The 18,598-nt window shown below is 71.2% G+C and carries 18 protein-coding genes; 13 read left to right on the top strand and 5 right to left on the bottom strand.

Going from position 1 to position 18,598, the window contains the following annotated elements:
- Positions 1-272: 272 nt before the first annotated feature.
- The 5 genes from D9V36_RS26415 (at position 273) to D9V36_RS26435 (ending at position 4,976) form a co-directional block, all read left to right on the top strand.
- Positions 273-731: a hypothetical protein gene (locus D9V36_RS26415; RefSeq protein ID WP_129295937.1), complete on the top strand. Its 459-nt coding sequence runs from the start codon at positions 273-275 to the stop codon at positions 729-731.
- Positions 732-764: 33 nt separating this feature from the next.
- Positions 765-1,640 carry a TatD family hydrolase gene (locus D9V36_RS26420; RefSeq protein ID WP_129295938.1) on the top strand — a complete coding sequence of 292 codons (876 nt, stop codon included), beginning with the start codon at positions 765-767 and terminating at the stop codon, positions 1,638-1,640.
- Between the two features lie 276 nt (positions 1,641-1,916).
- Positions 1,917-3,071: a resuscitation-promoting factor gene (locus tag D9V36_RS26425; RefSeq protein ID WP_129295939.1), complete on the top strand. Its 1,155-nt coding sequence runs from the start codon at positions 1,917-1,919 to the stop codon at positions 3,069-3,071.
- A 22-nt stretch (positions 3,072-3,093) separates the two neighbouring features.
- The gene (gene rsmA, locus D9V36_RS26430) at positions 3,094-4,062 is read left to right on the top strand and encodes a 16S rRNA (adenine(1518)-N(6)/adenine(1519)-N(6))-dimethyltransferase RsmA (RefSeq protein WP_129295940.1); all 969 of its coding nucleotides are present in this window, start codon (positions 3,094-3,096) and stop codon (positions 4,060-4,062) included.
- The gene (locus tag D9V36_RS26435) at positions 4,059-4,976 is read left to right on the top strand and encodes a 4-(cytidine 5'-diphospho)-2-C-methyl-D-erythritol kinase (protein WP_129295941.1); all 918 of its coding nucleotides are present in this window, start codon (positions 4,059-4,061) and stop codon (positions 4,974-4,976) included. The genes rsmA and D9V36_RS26435 overlap by 4 nt, the downstream gene beginning before the upstream one ends.
- Before the next feature lie 203 nt (positions 4,977-5,179).
- Here D9V36_RS26435 and D9V36_RS26440 read toward each other — a convergent pair whose 3' ends face one another.
- Positions 5,180-5,506 (bottom strand): hypothetical protein, encoded by a 327-nt coding sequence (locus D9V36_RS26440; protein WP_129295942.1) that lies wholly within the window; start codon positions 5,504-5,506, stop codon positions 5,180-5,182.
- 407 nt (positions 5,507-5,913) lie between these two features.
- Between D9V36_RS26440 and D9V36_RS26450 the strand changes: the two genes are divergently transcribed.
- Together D9V36_RS26450 and D9V36_RS26455 are read left to right on the top strand one after the other, a co-directional pair.
- Positions 5,914-7,167 carry a helix-turn-helix domain-containing protein gene (locus D9V36_RS26450; RefSeq protein WP_129295944.1) on the top strand — a complete coding sequence of 418 codons (1,254 nt, stop codon included), beginning with the start codon at positions 5,914-5,916 and terminating at the stop codon, positions 7,165-7,167.
- A 14-nt stretch (positions 7,168-7,181) separates the two neighbouring features.
- Positions 7,182-7,547 (top strand): hypothetical protein, encoded by a 366-nt coding sequence (locus tag D9V36_RS26455; RefSeq protein WP_129295945.1) that lies wholly within the window; start codon positions 7,182-7,184, stop codon positions 7,545-7,547.
- 98 nt (positions 7,548-7,645) lie between these two features.
- Here the strand turns inward: D9V36_RS26455 and D9V36_RS26460 are convergent, their stop codons facing one another.
- Together D9V36_RS26460 and D9V36_RS26465 are read right to left on the bottom strand one after the other, a co-directional pair.
- Positions 7,646-8,617, bottom strand: coding sequence for an alpha/beta hydrolase (locus D9V36_RS26460; RefSeq protein WP_241721049.1), 972 nt, complete (start codon positions 8,615-8,617; stop codon positions 7,646-7,648).
- Positions 8,618-8,648: 31 nt separating this feature from the next.
- On the bottom strand, positions 8,649-9,029 hold the full coding sequence (locus D9V36_RS26465) for a hypothetical protein (protein WP_129295946.1): 381 nt from the start codon (positions 9,027-9,029) through the stop codon (positions 8,649-8,651).
- Between the two features lie 129 nt (positions 9,030-9,158).
- On the opposite strand from D9V36_RS26465, the gene D9V36_RS26470 reads away from it, so the two are divergent.
- The 3 genes from D9V36_RS26470 (at position 9,159) to D9V36_RS26480 (ending at position 12,682) form a co-directional block, all read left to right on the top strand.
- A complete protein-coding gene (locus tag D9V36_RS26470) occupies positions 9,159-10,958 on the top strand; it encodes an ABC-F family ATP-binding cassette domain-containing protein (RefSeq protein ID WP_129295947.1) in 1,800 nt (599 codons plus the stop codon).
- Positions 10,959-11,043: 85 nt separating this feature from the next.
- Entirely contained in the window at positions 11,044-11,694 is a 651-nt protein-coding gene (locus D9V36_RS26475; protein WP_129295948.1) for a hypothetical protein, read from the top strand.
- Positions 11,695-11,887: 193 nt separating this feature from the next.
- Positions 11,888-12,682, top strand: coding sequence for a response regulator transcription factor (locus tag D9V36_RS26480; RefSeq protein WP_129295949.1), 795 nt, complete (start codon positions 11,888-11,890; stop codon positions 12,680-12,682).
- A 100-nt stretch (positions 12,683-12,782) separates the two neighbouring features.
- On the opposite strand, the gene D9V36_RS26485 is transcribed toward D9V36_RS26480, so the two are convergent.
- Positions 12,783-13,091, bottom strand: coding sequence for a hypothetical protein (locus D9V36_RS26485; RefSeq protein ID WP_129295950.1), 309 nt, complete (start codon positions 13,089-13,091; stop codon positions 12,783-12,785).
- Between the two features lie 40 nt (positions 13,092-13,131).
- Positions 13,132-14,802, bottom strand: a complete 1,671-nt coding sequence (locus D9V36_RS26490; protein WP_129295951.1) for a sodium:solute symporter family protein — start codon at positions 14,800-14,802, stop codon at positions 13,132-13,134.
- 268 nt (positions 14,803-15,070) lie between these two features.
- Between D9V36_RS26490 and galT the strand changes: the two genes are divergently transcribed.
- Genes galT through galK form a run of 3 tightly spaced genes read left to right on the top strand, consistent with a single transcriptional unit; the run spans position 15,071 to position 18,329 of the window.
- A complete protein-coding gene (gene galT / locus D9V36_RS26495; RefSeq protein ID WP_129295952.1) occupies positions 15,071-16,144 on the top strand; it encodes a galactose-1-phosphate uridylyltransferase in 1,074 nt (357 codons plus the stop codon).
- Positions 16,141-17,133 (top strand): UDP-glucose 4-epimerase GalE, encoded by a 993-nt coding sequence (gene galE, locus D9V36_RS26500; protein WP_129295953.1) that lies wholly within the window; start codon positions 16,141-16,143, stop codon positions 17,131-17,133. The genes galT and galE overlap by 4 nt, the downstream gene beginning before the upstream one ends.
- Positions 17,133-18,329: a galactokinase gene (gene galK / locus D9V36_RS26505; protein WP_129295954.1), complete on the top strand. Its 1,197-nt coding sequence runs from the start codon at positions 17,133-17,135 to the stop codon at positions 18,327-18,329. Before galE ends, galK begins: the two co-directional genes overlap by 1 nt.
- Positions 18,330-18,598 lie beyond the last annotated feature (269 nt).

Genomic DNA, 18,598 nt, shown 5'->3' on the forward strand with positions numbered 1-18,598 from the left:
GGAAAGGCTCTGCCGGGAACCCCGCGAGGCCCCCGTGAGCCCCCGCGAAGAATTGATGCGCGGCCCCGGGCGAAAAGCGACTCATCAGAAGGTAAACGGCTGACCGGAAAGGTAAAGCGCAGGTCGGCGCGTTGAGGTGATTTTCCTACCGTCGGCCAAATCTGGGCCAATAGCGTCGGCCATGGGCTGCATTGTGGGCGCCGAAGGCGTCCACTGGACGAGGGACGAACGGTTCCCGAAGACCTTGTCCAGCGGACAAGAGGAGCGCGCACATGAGCGAGATCGCGAACACCACCGGCGTTTCGGCCACCGGCCAGGAACACCCCAACGCCCGTCCGGACGCCGCCGCGCACGAGGCCTATTCCTTCGCCTGCATGAGGTGCGGGCACGGCTGGGAGCAGGCGTACGAGATAGTCCACCAGGTCGACGGCAAGGGCGAGATGCATGTCGTCTACTACGCGGACGGCGAGCGGGTCCCGTCCCCGTTGACCTGCCCCACCTGCCTGAACTGCGGCAGCAACGTCGTACGCATCATGCGCTCCGGCCAGGTCTCGATGGTCTCCGACGCGATCGCGAGCATGCAACAGCGCCAGCACGGCAGTGAGCGGAAGAAGGCACCGGCATCCTCCGGGGCCGGCCCGGACCACGCCGGCAGCACCGCGGAGGACTCCGGGCGCCACCACTGGCACCTCTCCGACCTGCTGCACCCGTTCCAGCACCACCGCAAGTGAGGCCGGTGCCGCGGCCCTCGTAGGATCGCGGCCATGGCACCGCAGGACAAGAACACCCCGCCGCCGCTGCCCGAACCTCTTCGGGTGGCGGTCGCGGATTCGCACACCCACCTGGACATGCAGGGGAGCACCGTCGAGGACGCGCTCGCCAAGGCCGCCTCGGTCGGGGTGACCACCGTCGTCCAGGTGGGCTGCGACCTGGCCGGTTCGCGCTGGGCCGCCGACACCGCGGCGGCCCACGACAGCGTGCACGCCACGGTGGCCCTGCACCCCAACGAGGCGCCCCGGATCGTGCTCGGCGATCCGGACGGCTGGTCGCGGCAGGGGGCCAGGGCAGCGGGCGGCGACAGCGCCCTCGACACCGCGCTCGCCGAGATCGACGAGCTGGCCGCCCTGCCGCAGGTCCGCGGCGTCGGCGAGACCGGCCTGGACTACTTCCGTACGGGGCCCGAGGGCATGGCCGCCCAGGAGCGGTCCTTCCGCGCGCACATCGAGATCGCCAAGCGGCACGACAAGGCCCTGGTCATCCACGACCGCGAGGCGCACGACGACGTGCTGCGCATCCTGCGCGAGGAGGGTGCCCCCGAACGGGTCGTCTTCCACTGCTACTCCGGTGACGCCGAGATGGCCGAGATCTGCGCCGCGGCCGGCTACTACATGTCCTTCGCCGGCAATGTCACCTTCAAGAACGCCCAGCCGCTGCGCGACGCCCTCGCCGTCGCCCCGCCCGAGCTGGTCCTCGTCGAGACCGACGCCCCCTTCCTGACTCCCGCCCCGTACCGCGGCCGGGCCAACGCCCCGTACCTCATTCCGGTCACGCTGCGGGCGATGGCGGAGGTCAGGGGCGTGACCGAGGACGCGCTGGGCACCGCGGTCGCGGCGAACACGGCCCGCGCCTTCGGGTACTGACACGCGCCTTCGGGCACTGACCACACACATCCGAAGGCACCCCCGCGTGCCTTCGGATGCTGAACGGACGCCACCGCATTCCGCCGGCCGCTGGCCCGCTTTCCGCCCGCCCGCCGGCTGCCTCCCGCCCGCCCGCAGACGGCCCGCCGGCGCCACCGCGGACCGTCACCGAGGCGCCAAAACGGATACCCTCCGTAGCGATCCGACTTTGGAGAGTCACCCGCACTCCGCTACATTCCGGCCGTCAACCGCATCCCGTGGCATGTGGAGCGCGCCGTGAGTCATTCGCAGAGCAGCCACCGCGCCGCGCGCGGCCGTCGTAGACGTCGCGCCGAGGGCCCCGAAGCGCTGCGCCGGCTGCTGCCGCAGGCCCTGGTCGTCGCCTTCCTCGCCGGCGGCACCACCGCCTTCGTCGTCCACGACAAGGCGGTCCGGCTCACCGTCGACGGCGCCCCGCGCACCCTGCACACCTTCGCCGGCGACGTCGGCGATCTGCTCGCCGCCGAACATCTCGACATCGGCGCACACGACCTCGTCGCGCCCGCCCCCGGCACCGGGCTCAGCAGCGGTGACGAGATCGTCGTCCGGCACGGCCGCCCGGTCGTGCTGACCATCGACGGACAGCGCCGCCAGGTGTGGACCACGGCGGACACCGTCGCCGGCGCGCTCCACCAGCTCGGCGTACGGGCCGAGGGCGCCGTGCTGTCCGCCGACCGCTCCCGGCGCATCGAGCAGCACGGCATGGAGCTCGCGGTCCGCACCGAGCGCTCGGTGGTGATCATCGCCGACGGCCGGGAACACCGGGTGCGCACCAACGCCGCGACCGTCCGCGAGGCGCTGGCCGAGGCCGGCCTCGTGCTGCGCGACCAGGACACCACCTCGGCGCCGCCGGAGAGTTTCCCGCGCGAGGGCCAGACCATCTCCGTGATGCGGATCACCGGCTCCAAGGAGATCCGCGAGGAGCGGCTGCCCTTCCGGACGATCCTGCGGGCCGACCCGCGGCTGGCCCGCGGCGTCCAGTCGGTCGTCCAGCAGGGGCAGCCCGGAGTGCGGCGCATCACCTATCGGGTGCGCACCGTCAACGGCGTCCGGCAGAAGCCGAAGCGGCTGCACAGCAAGGTCGTGCACGCGCCCCGTCCGCAGATCGTGCACCTCGGCACCATGGTGCTGCCGACCTCCGTGCGCGGCGCCGACCACCTCGCCTGGCATGCGCTGGCCCAGTGCGAGACGGGCGGGCGGCCGCACGCCGTCGACGCATCGGGCACCTACGGCGGGCTCTACCAGTTCGACGTCCCCACCTGGCGGGCCCTCGGCGGCCAAGGCCGTCCGCAGGACGCCTCCCCCCGGGAACAGACCTTCCGGGCCAAGAAGCTCTACATCAGAAGGGGGGCGAGCCCGTGGCCGGTCTGCGGCCGTAAGCTTCACGGGTGAACGAGCGCAGCGAGGCTTTGGCATGACCAAGAGCACCACCGACGATCCCGGCCCCCTCCTGGGCGCCGCCGACATCCGCGAGCTGGCCGCCGCGCTGGGCGTCCGGCCCACCAAGCAGCGCGGCCAGAACTTCGTCATCGACGCCAATACGGTCCGCCGGATCGTGCGGACCGCCGAGGTCAGGCCCGACGATGTCGTCGTCGAGATCGGCCCCGGCCTGGGATCGCTGACCCTGGGCCTGCTGGAGGCCGCAGGCCAGGTCACCGCCGTCGAGATCGACGAGGTGCTGGCGGCCGCGCTGCCGTCCACCGTCGCGGCCCGGATGCCCGAGCGGGCCGACCGCTTCGCGCTGGTGCACAGCGACGCCATGCACGTCACCGGGCTGCCCGGCCCCGCGCCGACCGCGCTGGTCGCCAACCTCCCGTACAACGTCGCCGTGCCGGTGCTGCTGCACATGCTGGCGGCCTTCCCCACCATCGACCGCACCCTGGTTATGGTGCAGTCCGAGGTCGCCGACCGGCTGGCCGCCCGCCCCGGCAACAAGGTCTACGGCGTGCCGTCGGTGAAGGCCAACTGGTACGCCGAGGTCAAGCGGGCCGGCGCCATCGGCCGCAATGTCTTCTGGCCCGCGCCCAACGTCGACTCGGGCCTGGTCTCCCTCGTCCGCCGCGACAAGCCGATCGACACCTCGGCGAGCCGCGACGAGGTCTTCGCCGTCGTCGACGCCGCCTTCGCCCAGCGCCGCAAGACGCTGCGGGCCGCACTGTCGGGCTGGGCAGGATCGGCCGCCGCGGCGGAGGCCGCGCTGGTCGCCGCGGGTGTCTCGCCGCAGGCCCGCGGCGAGGCGCTGACCGTCGAGGAGTTCGCGCGGATCGCCGAGCACAAGGGACCGGGCGGGGCGCCGGGCATCCGGCAGTCACGCGAAGAGCAGGCATCACGGGCAGAGCAGGAATCACGGGCCGAGCAGGAATCCGGGGGAGAGCAGGCATGACGACCACCACCTCGACCGCCGCCTCGGTCACCGTCCGGGTGCCGGCCAAGGTCAACGTCCAGCTGGCCGTGGGCGCCGCCCGCGCCGACGGCTTCCATGACCTGGCGAACGTCTTCCTCGCCGTCGGCCTCTACGACAAGGTCACCGCCTCCCCCGCGGACACCCTGCGGATCACCGCCGAGGGCCATGACGTCGACCGCATCCCCCTGGACCGCACCAACCTGGCGGCCCGCGCCGCCGAACTCCTCGCGGCCCGCCACGGCATCGAGCCGAACGTCCACCTCCACATCACCAAGGACATCCCCGTCGCGGGCGGCATGGCGGGCGGCAGCGCGGACGCCGCCGGAGCCCTGCTGGCCTGCGACGCCCTGTGGTCCACCGGCGCCTCGCGGGATGAACTCCTCGACATCTGCGCCGAGTTGGGCAGCGACGTACCGTTCAGCCTGGTCGGCGGCGCGGCACTGGGCCGGGGCCGCGGCGAACTGCTGACCCCGCTCCCCGTCGGCGGCACCTTCCACTGGGTCTTCGCGGTCGCCGACGGCGGCTTGTCCACCCCGGCCGTCTACGGCGAGTTCGACCGCCTGACGGCGGGCACGGACGTTCCCGAGCCCGAGGCCGCCCCCGAGCTGCTGGCCGCCCTGGAATCCGGCGACCCCACCGCCCTCGCCGCGACCCTGGCCAACGACCTCCAGCCCGCAGCGCTTTCCCTGTGCCCGCCCCTGGCCGCAACCCTGGAGGCGGGCACCGCGGCCGGCGCCCTGGCCGCCCTGGTCTCCGGCTCGGGCCCGACCACCGCTTTCCTCGTCAAGGACGCGGAGGCGGCCGAACGGGTGGCCCAGGACCTGCTGGCGTCGGGGACCTGCCGGCAGGTGCGGGTGGCGGGGGCTCCGGCGGTGGGGGCGACGGTGCTTTAGGCGGGCCGCCCGGTACGGGATCATTGCCGTACCGGGCCATCGGTAAGCCCCCAAGAACCGCGCGGCAGTGGACCGCGCCGAGTCCGCTGCAGGTCCCGCAGGTCTTGCCGGGCGAGTCGGAGCCGCTGCCGCCGCACCCTTCGCAACTCTCGTTGTGGGAAGCCGAGGGGGAGGGTGCCGGGTCAGGGCGGGCGGACTCGTGATCAGCCGGTGCACGGGATCTCTTCCACGGTGTCCTGCCAGGTGTGCTGTTCGGTGTGGCCGGCGAACAGGCAGCAGCCCTCCCCGTCGGGCCCGGGGGCGACCACCGGGCAGTCCGCGAGCACGGCCAGCGCCACTTCGGCCGTTCCGCGCCAGCGGAGCCACAGCGCGGTGCCGTACTCCACGTCGTCGAGGAGGCCGAAGTGCTCACCGTCCTTGTGCGCGGACAGTTGGCACTGCACGGCACTGTCGACGCACCCGGAGGCCGACCTCTCCCGCGCTTGCCGTGCCAGGTCCAGTGGCAGTCGCCGCCAGTGCGTGCACCTCACCGCGACGCCACCTGAGAGGAGCCTCCGAAGCGCAGCTCGCGGCCCGTGCACTGCGGGCAGGTACACGGCGGGAAACTGCCGGAGTTGTCGAGGGCCGCCGGAGTCTCGCCCTCCTGTACTTCCGTCACAGGGCCCCACGTCCGGCCGGAGTCGCGGGAGACTCTGAGCGTCATGAGGGCTCGCTGTTCGGCACCCAGGCCCTGAGCGCGCGTACCGCTGTCCGGCTCGCGCGTCAGAGTCTCGCCTTTCGTGGTCATTACCGAACTCCTCCGTGGGGCTCTTTGCTCGTCCGGGGCAACATCCAGAAAAGCGCCTGGAGTCGGAGTTCTCCACGGCATCGATGCGGCAGTCTTGATGCATATCCGTGCACACACTTCGGACAGGTCGGACTGCGGGAGGGGGCCGCCATGGGACTGGCGAGAAGGCGCAGGGCCCTGGGCTACAGTCAGGAGAAATTGGCCCAGTTACTCGGCGTGGACCGCACTACGGTCGGACGTTGGGAGAGCGGCAGGATCGTTCCACAACCACCCCAGCGACGCGCCTTGGCTACCGCCCTCGGCATCAGCCTTCACGAGCTGGATGCCCTCCTGACGCCGGCACGAGCAGCAAGCGAGCAGAGGCCGGGACAGCAGCCCAGTGCCCCCCTGAACGCGGGAGACGCAGACGAAATGATCCGCCGCGAATTCCTCCGCATACTCACCGTCAGCGGAGCGCTGGCTGCTCTCCCGGCCGAGGAGGCGGAAGCCCTCGCCGCAGGCGTCCGCCGGGGAACTCCTGCCGACTTCGCCCGTATGAACAGCCACCTCTGGCAGGTCTATCAACTGGCGCGCTCCAAGGGATCCGTCTACCCCGTTGTCCGCGACCAGCTGACGACGCTCAACGAGGCCCTGGCGGGTAAGCGTGGCAACGCGCGCCCACTCCTCAGTGCAGCGGCAGACCTCTTCCAGTTGGCCGGCGAAGTGGCGTTCGACGCGAACCGGTACGCCGACGCCGCTGCCTCATACGCACTCGCGGCGTCGATCAGCAAGGACGCCGGAGCGTACGACCTGTGGGCGTGTGCCCTCGTACGGCACGCCTACGTCGACATGTCGGAGCACCGCTACCGCCAGGCGGCGCAGATGCTTGGCGTGGCCGAGAGGTTGGCCGGGCGTGGGGACAACGCGCTCTCGACTCGCCATTGGGTCGCCTCGGTTCAAGCGGAGGCGCACGCCGGGCTTGGCGACCTGGACGCGTGTGAGCGCGCGTTGGGGCGCGCTGAGGAGGTTCGGGAACTCACCCCGGAAAGCGCCAATGGCGGATGGCTCAGGTTCGACGGATCCCGGCTCGCGGAGGAGCGTGGTGCGCGGTACGTGCGACTCGGCCGCCTGGACCTGGCGGAGGGAACGCTGCGGGAGGCCTTGCAGCACACCGCCTTGGCATCCGGACAGTCGCTACGACGGAGGGGCGCGGTGCTGACGGACTTGGCGGCCATCGGCGTGAAGCGGCGCGATCCTGAGCAGGCGGTCTCCTACGGGAGGGAAGCCGTCGAACTGGCTCGGGCCTCTTCCTCCGGGTACATCGCCCGTAGACTCCGAGACCTGTGCGACGAGTTCGGCCCCCTGAGCCGCGACCACCGCGTGGCCGAGCTGGGGGCGGAGATCGCCACGCTGAGCACGCCGTGACGAGAGGGGATGGCATGTCGCAGACCGAGGGTGCACGACTGTTCCGGGAAGCCTGGATCGCAGGAGTGCACCAGCATTTCCCCGGGGAGCCCAAGGCTGGCTACGTCACTCCGTGGGACGACACCCCGCAGTGGGAGCGTGAGGCCGCCGGGGCGGTCTACGAGCAGGTGCGGCAACTCATCGAGGTCAGCGACGGGCACACGTCCAGGCTGTCCCGGGAGCAGAAGGGCCGCTTCGTCGCGACCTGCTGGACGGCTCAGATGTTCAAGCACTTCGACGACCCGAAGCCGGGCTACGTTGCGGACTGGCCGGATCTTCCGGCTTGGCAGCGGGAGACCGACGCCGACATTTTCGAGGCCATCGAGAAGGCGCTGAGCTGACCACAGAGGAATGTTCCGTGGTGGTCAGCCGACAGAGGCTCAACACCTGCTCTTCCGGCGTGGGTTGGTGCTGCTGAGGCACCATGAGTGGCGGAGTGTCACGCCGCGCCACCGGTGCCGGCAGCCCTGGCCAGAACCTTGGCCACCACCTGTCCCGCCCGTACCGCATGTTCGGCGGTCGTCGGGACACAGCGGTCCGCCGCCGGGTCGTACGCGGTCATGATCACGCCGGCGTGGTCGGTGTCCGGCTCCTGGAGGGTCACCACGCCCTGGTCCGTCTGGTCCGTCTGGTCCGTCTGGTCCCCTCGGCCCGTCGGGTCCGCGTGGGCCGTCCGGCCCGCCGCCCGCAGCGCCTCGGCGAGGTCGCGGGAGCATTGGGCGTCCAGCACGGCGTCGTGGCTGCCGTGGACGAGGTGGACCGGTACGCCCGGTTCCCGGCCCGCGGCGAGATCGTCCAGCGGCGCGGTCCCGGTGGTCCGCGCCGGCAGGTCGTAACGGCCCGCCACCCCCACCACTGCCCTCGGCCGCCACCCCTCCACGATCTCGGGCCGCAGCGCGACCCCCAGCGCGGTCCCGGCCCCCGCCGACCACCCGGCCAGCACGAACGACTCCCCGTCGCCACCGAGCCCGCCCGCTTCTCTGCGCACGAAGGCCAGCGACTCCAGCAGGTGCGCCCGGCCGCCGTCCGCCGCGTCCGAGCGCCAGTCCGGCACGAGCACCAGCAGCCCGTGCGCCGCCGCGGTGCGCGCCAGCGGTTCGAGCACATCCCGCTCGTCGGGGCCGATGCCGTGCCAGAGCAGCACGGTGGGGGCCGTCCCGGGCACCCTCGCGGCCTGGGACGGCCCGGCCTCCCCGGTCTTGCCAGAGGGAGAGGCGTCCCCAGGCGGCCCGGCCACCCCCGCCGGACGGTAGACATCCAGCCGCTTCCCGCTCGGGCCGTAGACCAGCCCGCGTACCGTCTCCACTGCCGCGCCCGCCCTGCCCATGGCGCCTGCCGAGCCCGCCGTACTTGCCGAGCCCGCCATCCTGGCCATCCCCTCCGTACCCGCCATGCCCATGTCCGGTGCCATGACGGCACGTTACAACGGGGAGCGCGGCGCCTCAGGTGCTCGCAATGGCCATCGACACCACCCAGGCCACCACCAGCAGACACGGGGCCGCGAGAAGGCAGCCCCGACCGGCGCCGCCCCGGCTGCTCATACCCACCACCGCCAGCACGGCGGCAACGAAGGCGGCGATGACCGGCAGGTTGCCGACGACCTGCTGGCCGCCCACGGAGCAGATCGTGCGGGCGTCACCCTCGTTGCAGCCGTCGCTCGCCATCACCAGGAACGGTGCGAACAGCCCGGTCACCGCGGCGAACGCCAGCACCAGCACGCCGGCGACGACGCGGGCCGCGGCGGAGCCGGTCACCGACGGTGCGGTGTCGGACACGGAAGGGGCGGACATGGAAGGGGCGGCCGGAGCCTCGTCGTTGATCATGTCTCTGACGCTAGGGCCGCCGTCCGCCCCCGCCATCGGTACGGATACTCATCTCCCGGCGGTCCTCCTCCCCACGCCGACTACGCTGGGAAGGTCGATCGACCTGAAGCGCAGAAGTGCAGGAGCGGAATGGCCACGAACCTCGTCAATCTGGAAGCCGTCGGCAAGGTGTACGGAACCCGTGCCCTGCTCGACGGTGTCTCGCTCGGCGTCAACGAGGGGGACCGGATCGGCGTCGTCGGGCGCAACGGTGACGGCAAGACCACCCTGATCCGGATCCTCGCCAAGCTGGAGAGCGCGGACGACGGCCGGGTCACCCACAACGGCGGGCTGCGCCTGGGCGTCCTCACCCAGCACGACTCCCTCGACCCCGCCGCCACCATCCGGCACGAGGTCATCGGCGACCTCGCCGACCACGAGTGGGCCGGCAACGCCAAGATCCGCGACGTGCTGACCGGCCTCTTCGGCGATCTGCACCTGCCGGGCTTCACCCAGGGCCTGGACACCGTCATCGGCCCGCTCTCCGGCGGTGAGCGCCGCCGTATCGCGCTCGCCAAGCTGCTGATCGCCGAACAGGACCTGATCGTCCTCGACGAGCCCACCAACCACCTCGACGTCGAGGGCATCTCCTGGCTGGCCGGCCACCTCCGCGCCCGCCGCTCCGCGCTCGTGGTCGTCACCCACGACCGGTGGTTCCTCGACCAGGTCTGTACGCGGATGTGGGACGTCCAGCGCGGCGATGTCCACGAGTACGAGGGCGGCTACAGCGACTACGTCTTCGCCCGCGCCGAGCGCGAGCGGATCGCCGCCACCGAAGAGGCCAAGCGGCAGAACCTGATGCGCAAGGAGCTGGCCTGGCTGCGGCGTGGCGCCCCGGCCCGTACGAGCAAGCCCCGCTTCCGCATCGAGGCCGCCAACGAGCTGATCGCGGACGTCCCGCCGCCGCGCGACAACGCCGAGCTGATGAAGTTCGCCAGCTCCCGCCTCGGCAAGACCGTCTTCGAGCTGGAGGACGTCAGCATCCAGGCGGGCCCGAAGGTGCTGCTCAAGCACCTGACCTGGCAGCTGGGCCCCGGCGACCGGATCGGCCTGGTCGGCGTCAACGGAGCCGGCAAGACCTCGCTGCTGCGGGCGCTGGGCGAGGCGGCCCGTACCCAGGGCGAGACGCAGCCCGTCGCCGGCCGGGTCGTCGTCGGCAAGACCGTCAAGCTGGCGTACCTCTCCCAGGAGGTCGGCGAACTGCCCCCGACGCTGCGGGTGCTGGAGGCCGTCCAGCAGGTCCGCGAGCGGGTCGACCTGGGCAAGGGCCGCGAGATGACCGCCGGCCAGCTCTGCGAGAAGTTCGGCTTCACCAAGGAGAAGCAGTGGACGCCGGTCGGCGACCTCTCCGGCGGTGAGCGCCGCCGCCTGCAGATCCTGCGCCTCCTCATGGACGAGCCCAACGTCCTCTTCCTCGACGAGCCCACCAACGACCTCGACATCGAGACCCTGACCCAGCTGGAGGACCTCCTCGACGGCTGGCCCGGCTCCCTCATCGTCATCAGCCACGACCGCTACTTCGTCGAGCGCACCACCGACCGCGTCCACGCCCTCCTCGGCGACGCCACCCTCCGGATGCTCCCGCGCGGCCTGGACGAGTACCTGGAACGCCGCCGCCAGGTCATCGATGCCGCGACCCCCGCCCCCGCGCAGCCGACCGCAGCCCCCAAAAAGGCCGCCGCCGTCAACCGCGCCGCCCAGAAGGAACTCCAGAAGATCGAGCGCCAACTGGACAAGCTCGGCACCAAGGAAGCCACCCTCCACACCCAGATCGCCGAGAACGCGACGGACTTCGAGAAGGTCGCCGGCCTCGACGCCCAACTCCGCGAACTGAGCGCGGAGAAGGATGAGTTGGAGATGCGGTGGTTGGAGTTGGCGGAGGAGGCGTGAGGGGCGGAGAGAGCCGGAGACGGAGCGGAGACGGAGCCGGATTCCGTGATTGCGACGGTCAGGGGCGCTTTCGGATGAGGGGTTCATGGACCCGATGAACCAGCCAAAGGCGCCCGATATCGAGCAGGTCCTGAGGCACAACTCCAAACTGCTGAAGCGGCATGTCGCCGGCCGTCTTGTCCTCGGTATCTCTCTGATGGCGCTGCCGTTGGTGTTGAACGCTCTGGGGGCGCCGAATTCCTTCTTCCTGGTGCTGCCGATCCCGTTCGGCATGTGGGTGCTGGTCTTTCTGGCACTCAGGGTCGGCCACGGGCGGCGCTTGAACGTGTGCAGGAAGGTTCTGCACACCTATCCGCTCGAATACCGCACGCGAGTGGACAGGAAAGGGGGAGACAGGAACGGGGACGAGTGGAAGTACCTGGGAACTATCCACACGATCAAACTCTCCAGCCGCGGTCGGCACGGTGCCCCCCGTATGCGGGCCGTCAACGCCACGACGGTGCGGCGGTGGCCCAAGGGTGCCGAGGACGGCGGCGTCTGGTTCGCCGGTGATCCGCTCTTCGGTGGTGTCATGGTCGTCCCCGGCAGCAACGCCATGATGTTCATGCAGCCCGCGAACTGGGAGAAGTTTGCCCAGGAGCGTGCGCAAGCCGGTGCCGCCCAGATCGCGCGGGCGCAGCAGGCCGGCATCGCCGAGTTGGTCGAGCGCGACCCGAACATCACCGGCTGGGTGTAACGCCGACCGCGCTCGATGGCCCGCCCGCGCCCCGTAACAGCAGCAACCAGCCCAGATTGGCCGGGATTCCAGCATTCCGGGGGCTTCTTCCCGGTAGGGGGCGCGGTATCGCAGCCGAGCGTGTAGCTTCCCGGGGACGAGCGGCCCGGCAGGGGGTCGCGCCGGGGCCCGCCGGGGTGGAGGGGGTTGCTCGATGGGCGTGCGGCTCATGGTGGTGGACGATCATCGTCTGCTCGCGGAGGCGCTGGCGTCGGCGCTGAAGCTGCGCGGGCACCGGGTCCTGGCGGCGGCCGCGCCGAGCGCCGGGGCCGCGGAGCTGGTGGTGAGCCGGGCGCCCGAGGTGTGCCTGCTGGGGACCGCCGCACCGGCCCGTCCCGGCGTCTTCGACCCGGTCGTACGGATCAAGAAGGAGCGGCCGCAGGTCGCGGTGGTGGTGCTGGGGCCGGTGCCCAGCCCGCGCGGGATCGCCGCCGCTTTTGCCGCCGGTGCCTCCGGTTATGTCCGTAACGACGAGCGGATCGAAGGCGTGGAGCGCGCCATGATGAAGGCGCGGGCGGGGGAGGCGGCGGTGGCGCCGCAGCTGTTGCAGCAGGCCTTCGAGGAGTTGCTGCACCCCGCGGCGCAGCCGGACGACGAGGGGGCGCGGCTGCTGGAACTGCTCACCCCGCGCGAGGTCGAGGTCTTGATGCGGGTCGCGGACGGCGAGGACACGCGGCTGATCGCGGCGGGGATGGACATCGCGCCGAGTACGGCGCGTACGCATGTCCAGCGGGTGCTGATGAAGCTGGAGGTGGGGTCACGGCTGGAGGCCGCGGCCCTGGCGGCGCGGACCGGGCTGCTGGACCGGGCGGCGGGCGGGCGTGCGGCGCCCGTCGCGGCGGCGGGGACGGGGACCGGGACGCGGACGGGGACCGGGGCGCGGACGGCGGAGGGTGCCACGGCGGGGCCGGATCAGGACGATCCGGCCCCGTCCCCGCCCTCGCCGTAGCCACGCCCGGTTCAGCCCGCCGCCCCCGCTCCGTCTCCCGCAGTAGCCACGCCCGGTTCAGCCCCCCCGCCCCCGCCCCCCCGCAGTAACCACGCCCCGTTCAGCCCGCCGCGGGCCCCTCCTCGGTCCCCGCCTGCAGTTCCTCCGCCGTCGGCGGGACCGCCGGCCGCAGCTTCAGCCAGATGAGGAAGAAGAGGCCGAGGGCGAGCATGCCCGCGCCCGTCCACAGGTTGATGTTGATGTCCTGGGCCTTCTTGAGGTCGGCGTCCGAGGCCGTCAGGCCGGCGATGGTGACGATCACCCCGTAGACGACGAACAGGCCGCCGATGATGCGCCGTACGTCGAAGAGCCGCGCGGCGGTCGCCGACTCGCGCTCCAGCTCCTCGACCTCGTGCTGGTAGTCACTCATGGTGCGTCAACTCCGCAGGTTCAGGCAGGTTCAGGCAGGTTCAGAAGGAGAACGGGATGTAGCAGACGGCGGCGAGGACGATCGCGCCCCAGCCCAGCAGGGCCGGCTTGCGGTACCACGTGTCGTCGCCCTCGGCCGGCAGTTCCTCCATGCCGGGCGACCGTGAGCCGTAGACCAGGCCCGCCAGCGACTCGGCCGGCTTGGGCTTGGTGACCAGGGTGACGAGCACCATCACCAGCGCGCCGACGACGAACGCCACGATCGAGGAGACGAAGTTGGCGCCCTGCTCGGAGGGGATCGCGATGATGCCCTGTTTGTAGAGGCCGAAGTAGTTGACCATCGCGGCGACCGTGCCGGACAGCAGGCCCCAGAAGCCGGCCGCGGCGCTGGTCCGCTTCCAGAACATGCCGATGATGAAGACGACGAACAGCGGCACGTTGAAGAAGGAGAACAGCGTCTGGAGGTAGTTCATGATGTTGCTGAAGGACGAGGCGATGAAGGCCGTGACCATGCCGATCAGCACGCCGACCGCGGTGACCACGCGTCCGGTCTTGAGGTAGTAGCGGTCCTCGCGGCCCTTCTTGAGGTACGCCGCCCAGATGTCGTTGGTGAAGACCGTGTTGAAGGACGAGACGTTGGCGGCCATACCCGCCATGAACGCCGCCAGCAGACCGGTCACCGCGATGCCCAGCACGCCGTTGGGCAGCAGGTCCCGCATCAGCACCGGGATCGCGTCGTTGTACTGCAGCCCGTCCTTGGACTTGCCCAGCGTCGGCTCCATGACCAGCGCGATCAGGCCGGGGACGACGACCACCAGGGGTATGAAGATCTTGGGGAAGGCGGCGATCAGCGGGGTGCGCTTGGCGGCGGAGAGGTTCTTCGCGGACAGCGCGCGCTGCACCTCGGCGAAGTTGGTCGTCCAGTAGCCGAAGCTCATCACGAAGCCGAGGCCGAGGACGATGGTGAGCCAGTTCGCGCCGAGCGGGTTGGCCTCGCCGATGCCGGTGCCCTTCCAAGCGGTCAGGAACGCGTCGCCGTGCGAGGAGTCCAGCGAGCTGGTCAGGCCGTCCCAGCCGCCCACGCGCTTGAGGCCGACGACGGTCAGCGGGATCAGCGCGGCCAGGATGACGAAGAACTGCAGCACCTCGTTGTAGATCGCCGAGGACAGGCCGCCGATGGTGATGTACGCCAGGACGAAGAAGCCGGCGACGACGATCGCGACCCACTGCGGCCAGCCGAGCAGCGCCTGCAGCACGATCGCCATGGCGTAGAGGTTCACGCCGGCGATCAGTACGGACGAGACGGCGAAGATGACCGACGACAGCAGGTGCGAGGACGGCCCGAAGCGGTGCAGCAGGAATTCGGGCACCGAGCGGACCTTGGAGCCGTAGTAGAACGGCATCATCACCAGGCCCAGGAAGACCATCGCCGGGATGGCGCCGATCCAGTACCAGTGCACGGTGTAGGCCCCGTACTGCGCGCCGTTGGCGGCCATACCGAGGATCTCGGTGGCGCCGAGGTTGGCGGCGACGAAGGCGAGGCCGGTGACCCAGGCAGGCAGCGACCGCCCGGAGAGGAAGAAGTCCAGGCTCGTCTTCACGCTGCGTTTGGCCGCGAATCCGATACCGAGGACGACGACGAAGTAGATGGCCAGGATCGTGTAATCGAGCCCGTTGGTGGGGAGCCGTAGCCCCTCGGCCATGGTGATCATGGGCGACTCATTTCGCGGGTCGGGAGCGCGGCCCCCGGGGGACACATCGTTGTGTGAGCGGAACGCACAAAAAGCTACGCGCGGTCCTCGGGAAACTGAATACTTTTGTTTGGTTCAGTTTCGCTTTCGTGATCGAGGCGGTCGATATGCCGGGAATGTTCGGTCGGACTTCATCGGGGATTCGCCCACGGTCCCCGCATTGACGTCACTGTTTAGTTGTGCTTCATTGTGTTTGTTTGTGTTTGGTCAGAGGGTGAGGAGCGCCCCGGTGAAGAAGACGTCGACCCGGCTGGCTGACGGCAGGGAGCTCATCTACTACGACTCGCGCGTTGACGTCGTACGCGATGCGGTCGACCGGCGCCCCCTGGACCCCGTGGCCACCGCCTCCGAGGTCCGTCACGACCGGCTGCTCGGCGACCGCGTCGCCATCGCCTCGCACCGCCAGGCCCGCACCTACCACCCCCCGGCCGACGAGTGCCCGCTGTGCCCCTCCCGCGAAGGCCGCTTCTCCGAGATCCCCGCCGACAACTACGACGTCGCCGTCTTCGAGAACCGCTTCCCGTCCCTCGCCGGCGACAGCGGCCGCTGCGAGGTCGTCTGCTTCACCTCCGACCACGACGCCTCCTTCGCCGACCTCACCGAGGAGCAGGCCGCCCTGGTCCTTACGGCGTGGACCGACCGCACCGCGGAGCTCTCCCGGCTCCCCGGCGTGGAACAGGTCTTCTGCTTCGAGAACCGCGGCGCCGAGATCGGCGTCACCCTCGGCCACCCGCACGGCCAGATCTACGCGTACCCCTTCGTCACCCCGCGCACCGAGCGCATGCTCACCTCGCTCGCCGCACACCGCACGGCCACCGCGGGCGGCAACCTCTTCGACGAGGTGGTCGCGGACGAGCTCGCCGACGGCCGCCGGATCGTCCTCGAAGGCGAGCACTGGGTGGCGTTCGTCCCGTACGCCGCCCACTGGCCCTACGAGGTGCACCTCTACCCCAAGCGCCGGGTCCCCGACCTGCTCGCCCTCGACGACGCCGCGCGCACCGAGTTCCCACAGATCTACCTGGAAGTCTTGCGGCGCTTCGACCGGATCTTCGACACGGGGACGAGCCCGGGGCCCCGGGCGGCCGGCGCCGCCCGCACGCCGTACATCGCCGCCTGGCACCAGGCGCCGCTGCGCGCCGCGAACCGGGAGGATTTCGCACTCCACCTCGAGCTCTTCACCATCCGCCGCACTTCCGGCAAGCTGAAGTTTCTCGCGGGTTCCGAATCCGGCATGAATGTGTTCATCAATGATGTGCCGCCGGAGGCCGCGGCCGAGCGACTGCGAGAGGTAGTGAGCAAGTGAGCAAGAAGTACCTGGTCACAGGCGGTGCGGGATACGTCGGAAGCGTCGTTGCGGCGCATCTGCTGCAGGCCGGTCACGAGGTGACCGTGCTGGACGACCTGTCCACCGGCCACCGCGAGGGCGTCCCCGCCGGTGCCCGCTTCATCGAGGGCCGCATCCAGGACGCCGCCCAGTGGCTCGACCCCTCCTATGACGCGGTGCTGCACTTCGCCGCCTTCTCCCAGGTCGGCGAGTCCGTCGTGGACCCGGAGAAGTACTGGCGCAACAACGTCGGCGGCACCATGGACCTGCTCGCCGCGATGCGCGACGCCGGTGTCCGCACCCTCGTCTTCTCCTCCACCGCCGCCACCTACGGCGAGCCGGCCGCCACCCCGATCACCGAGTCCGCCGAGACCGCGCCCACCAGCCCGTACGGCGCCAGCAAGCTCGCCGTCGACCACATGATCAGCGGGGAGGCGGCGGCCCACGGCCTGGCCGCGGTCTCGCTGCGCTACTTCAACGTCGCAGGCGCCTACGGCAGCTGCGGCGAGCGCCACGACCCCGAGTCGCACCTCATCCCGCTCGTCCTCCAGGTCGCCCAGGGCAAGCGCGAGGCGATCTCCGTCTTCGGCGACGACTACCCCACCCCCGACGGCACCTGCGTCCGCGACTACATCCACGTCGCCGACCTCGCCGAGGCCCACCTCCTCGCCCTCGACGTTGCCACCGCCGGTGAGCACCTGATCTGCAACCTCGGCAACGGCAACGGCTTCTCCGTCCGCGAGGTCATCGAGACCGTCCGCAAGGTCACCGGGCACGCCATCCCCGAGATCGCCGCCCCGCGCCGCGGCGGCGACCCCGCCGTGCTGGTGGCCTCCGCCCGGACCGCCATCGACCGCCTCGGCTGGCGCCCCAGCCGCACCGATCTCGCCGGAATCGTCACCGACGCCTGGCAGTTCGCCCAGCACCTCGACCGGGAAAACCACCACAACTCACCACAGGGGACCTGATGACCGCTCACGGAGCCGCCGTGCCGGCCACCGAACGCCCGCACGGCGCCCAGTACACCGCGGCGCACTTCGCCGCGGTGTACGGCGCCGCCCCCACGGGCACCTGGGCGGCGCCAGGCCGGGTCAACCTGATCGGTGAACACACCGATTACAACGACGGCTTCGTGATGCCGCTCGCCCTCCCGCACACCACCCTCGCCGCCGCCTCGGCCCGCACCGACGGGGTGCTGCGGCTGCACTCCGGCGGCGCCGACGGCGGCATCGTCGAACTGCGCATCGACGCGCTGCGTCCGGAACCCCAGGCGGGCTGGGCCGGCTACCCCGCCGGTGTCGTCTGGGCGATGCGGGAGGCCGGGCTGCCGGTCGGCGGCGCGGACCTGCACTACGACAGCACGGTGCCCACCGGCGCCGGGCTCTCCTCCTCCGCCGCCCTGGAGGTCGTCACCGCGGTTGCTCTCAACGACCTGTACGCGCTCGGCCAGGAGCCGCAGCAACTGGCCCTGTTGGCCCAGCGGGCCGAGAACGCCTTCGTCGGTGTGCCCGTCGGCATCATGGACCAGACCGCCGCGGCCTGCTGCACCGAGGGCCATGCCCTCTTCCTCGACACCCGCGACCTCACCCGCCGTCAGATCCCGTTCGACCTGGCGGGGGAGGGGCTGCGGCTCCTCGTCGTGGACACCCGGGTGAAGCACGAGCTGGGGGACGGCGCATACGCCGAGCGGCGCGCCGGTTGTGAGCGTGGCGCGCGGGCGCTCGGCGTGCGAGCCCTGCGCGATGTGCCGTACGCGCATCTGCCCGAGGCCCTGGCCGGGCTGGCCGACGACCCCGTCACCCAGGCCCTGGTCCGGCACATCGTCACCGAGAACCACCGGGTCGAAGAGGTCGTCGCGCTGCTCGACGCGGGCCGCACCCGCGCCATCGGCCCGCTGCTGACGGCCGGCCACGCCTCGCTGCGCGACGACTTCAAGATCTCCTGCCGGGAGCTCGACCTCGCCGTCGACACCGCCAACGCGGCGGGCGCCCTCGGGGCCCGGATGACCGGCGGCGGCTTCGGCGGCTCGGCGATCGTGCTCGTCGAGGAGGCCGACGCCCCCGCCGTCGGCGCGGCGGTCACCGAGGCCTTCGCGGCGGCCGGCCACGCCGCCCCGCGGATCTTCGAGGCCGTCCCGAGCGCGGGAGCACACCGCGTCGAGTAGGGCGCGTCGGGCGGCGCGCGGCCACCGGGCGGGCGCCGAACGGCCCGGGTGGAGGGGCAGTTTCGTCAATCACCTTCCCTTGCCGCACCCCGTCCGTACGCTGGGACCCTGCACCGGTGGGGGCCGGTGCCGATCAGGGGGCGAGACCGTTCGGGTACGGCGCCCGGGGTGGGGTAGCCATGTCGGCACGGCGGCGGCCGTGCGGCTGAGGCGATCTTCAATCCGGGCGTCGTGCCCGCTATGGTCCGTTCACCGAGACAGGGGGTCTC

Origin of the sequence: Streptomyces lydicus (assembly GCF_004125265.1) — a bacterium.
Taxonomy (GTDB): domain Bacteria; phylum Actinomycetota; class Actinomycetes; order Streptomycetales; family Streptomycetaceae; genus Streptomyces; species Streptomyces lydicus_C.

What these genes read in the sequence shown, in the direction of transcription:
- D9V36_RS26415 (WP_129295937.1), top strand. Translation starts at nt 273, where the DNA reads ATGAGCGAGATCGCGAACACCACCGGCGTTTCGGCCACCGGCCAGGAA.
- D9V36_RS26420 (WP_129295938.1), top strand. Translation starts at nt 765, where the DNA reads ATGGCACCGCAGGACAAGAACACCCCGCCGCCGCTGCCCGAACCTCTT.
- rsmA (WP_129295940.1), top strand. Translation starts at nt 3,094, where the DNA reads ATGACCAAGAGCACCACCGACGATCCCGGCCCCCTCCTGGGCGCCGCC.
- D9V36_RS26435 (WP_129295941.1), top strand. Translation starts at nt 4,059, where the DNA reads ATGACGACCACCACCTCGACCGCCGCCTCGGTCACCGTCCGGGTGCCG.
- D9V36_RS26450 (WP_129295944.1), top strand. Translation starts at nt 5,914, where the DNA reads ATGGGACTGGCGAGAAGGCGCAGGGCCCTGGGCTACAGTCAGGAGAAA.
- D9V36_RS26455 (WP_129295945.1), top strand. Translation starts at nt 7,182, where the DNA reads ATGTCGCAGACCGAGGGTGCACGACTGTTCCGGGAAGCCTGGATCGCA.
- D9V36_RS26460 (WP_241721049.1), bottom strand. Translation starts at nt 8,617, where the DNA reads ATGGCACCGGACATGGGCATGGCGGGTACGGAGGGGATGGCCAGGATG.
- D9V36_RS26465 (WP_129295946.1), bottom strand. Translation starts at nt 9,029, where the DNA reads ATGATCAACGACGAGGCTCCGGCCGCCCCTTCCATGTCCGCCCCTTCC.
- D9V36_RS26470 (WP_129295947.1), top strand. Translation starts at nt 9,159, where the DNA reads ATGGCCACGAACCTCGTCAATCTGGAAGCCGTCGGCAAGGTGTACGGA.
- D9V36_RS26475 (WP_129295948.1), top strand. Translation starts at nt 11,044, where the DNA reads ATGGACCCGATGAACCAGCCAAAGGCGCCCGATATCGAGCAGGTCCTG.
- D9V36_RS26480 (WP_129295949.1), top strand. Translation starts at nt 11,888, where the DNA reads ATGGGCGTGCGGCTCATGGTGGTGGACGATCATCGTCTGCTCGCGGAG.
- D9V36_RS26485 (WP_129295950.1), bottom strand. Translation starts at nt 13,091, where the DNA reads ATGAGTGACTACCAGCACGAGGTCGAGGAGCTGGAGCGCGAGTCGGCG.
- D9V36_RS26490 (WP_129295951.1), bottom strand. Translation starts at nt 14,802, where the DNA reads ATGATCACCATGGCCGAGGGGCTACGGCTCCCCACCAACGGGCTCGAT.
- galK (WP_129295954.1), top strand. Translation starts at nt 17,133, where the DNA reads ATGACCGCTCACGGAGCCGCCGTGCCGGCCACCGAACGCCCGCACGGC.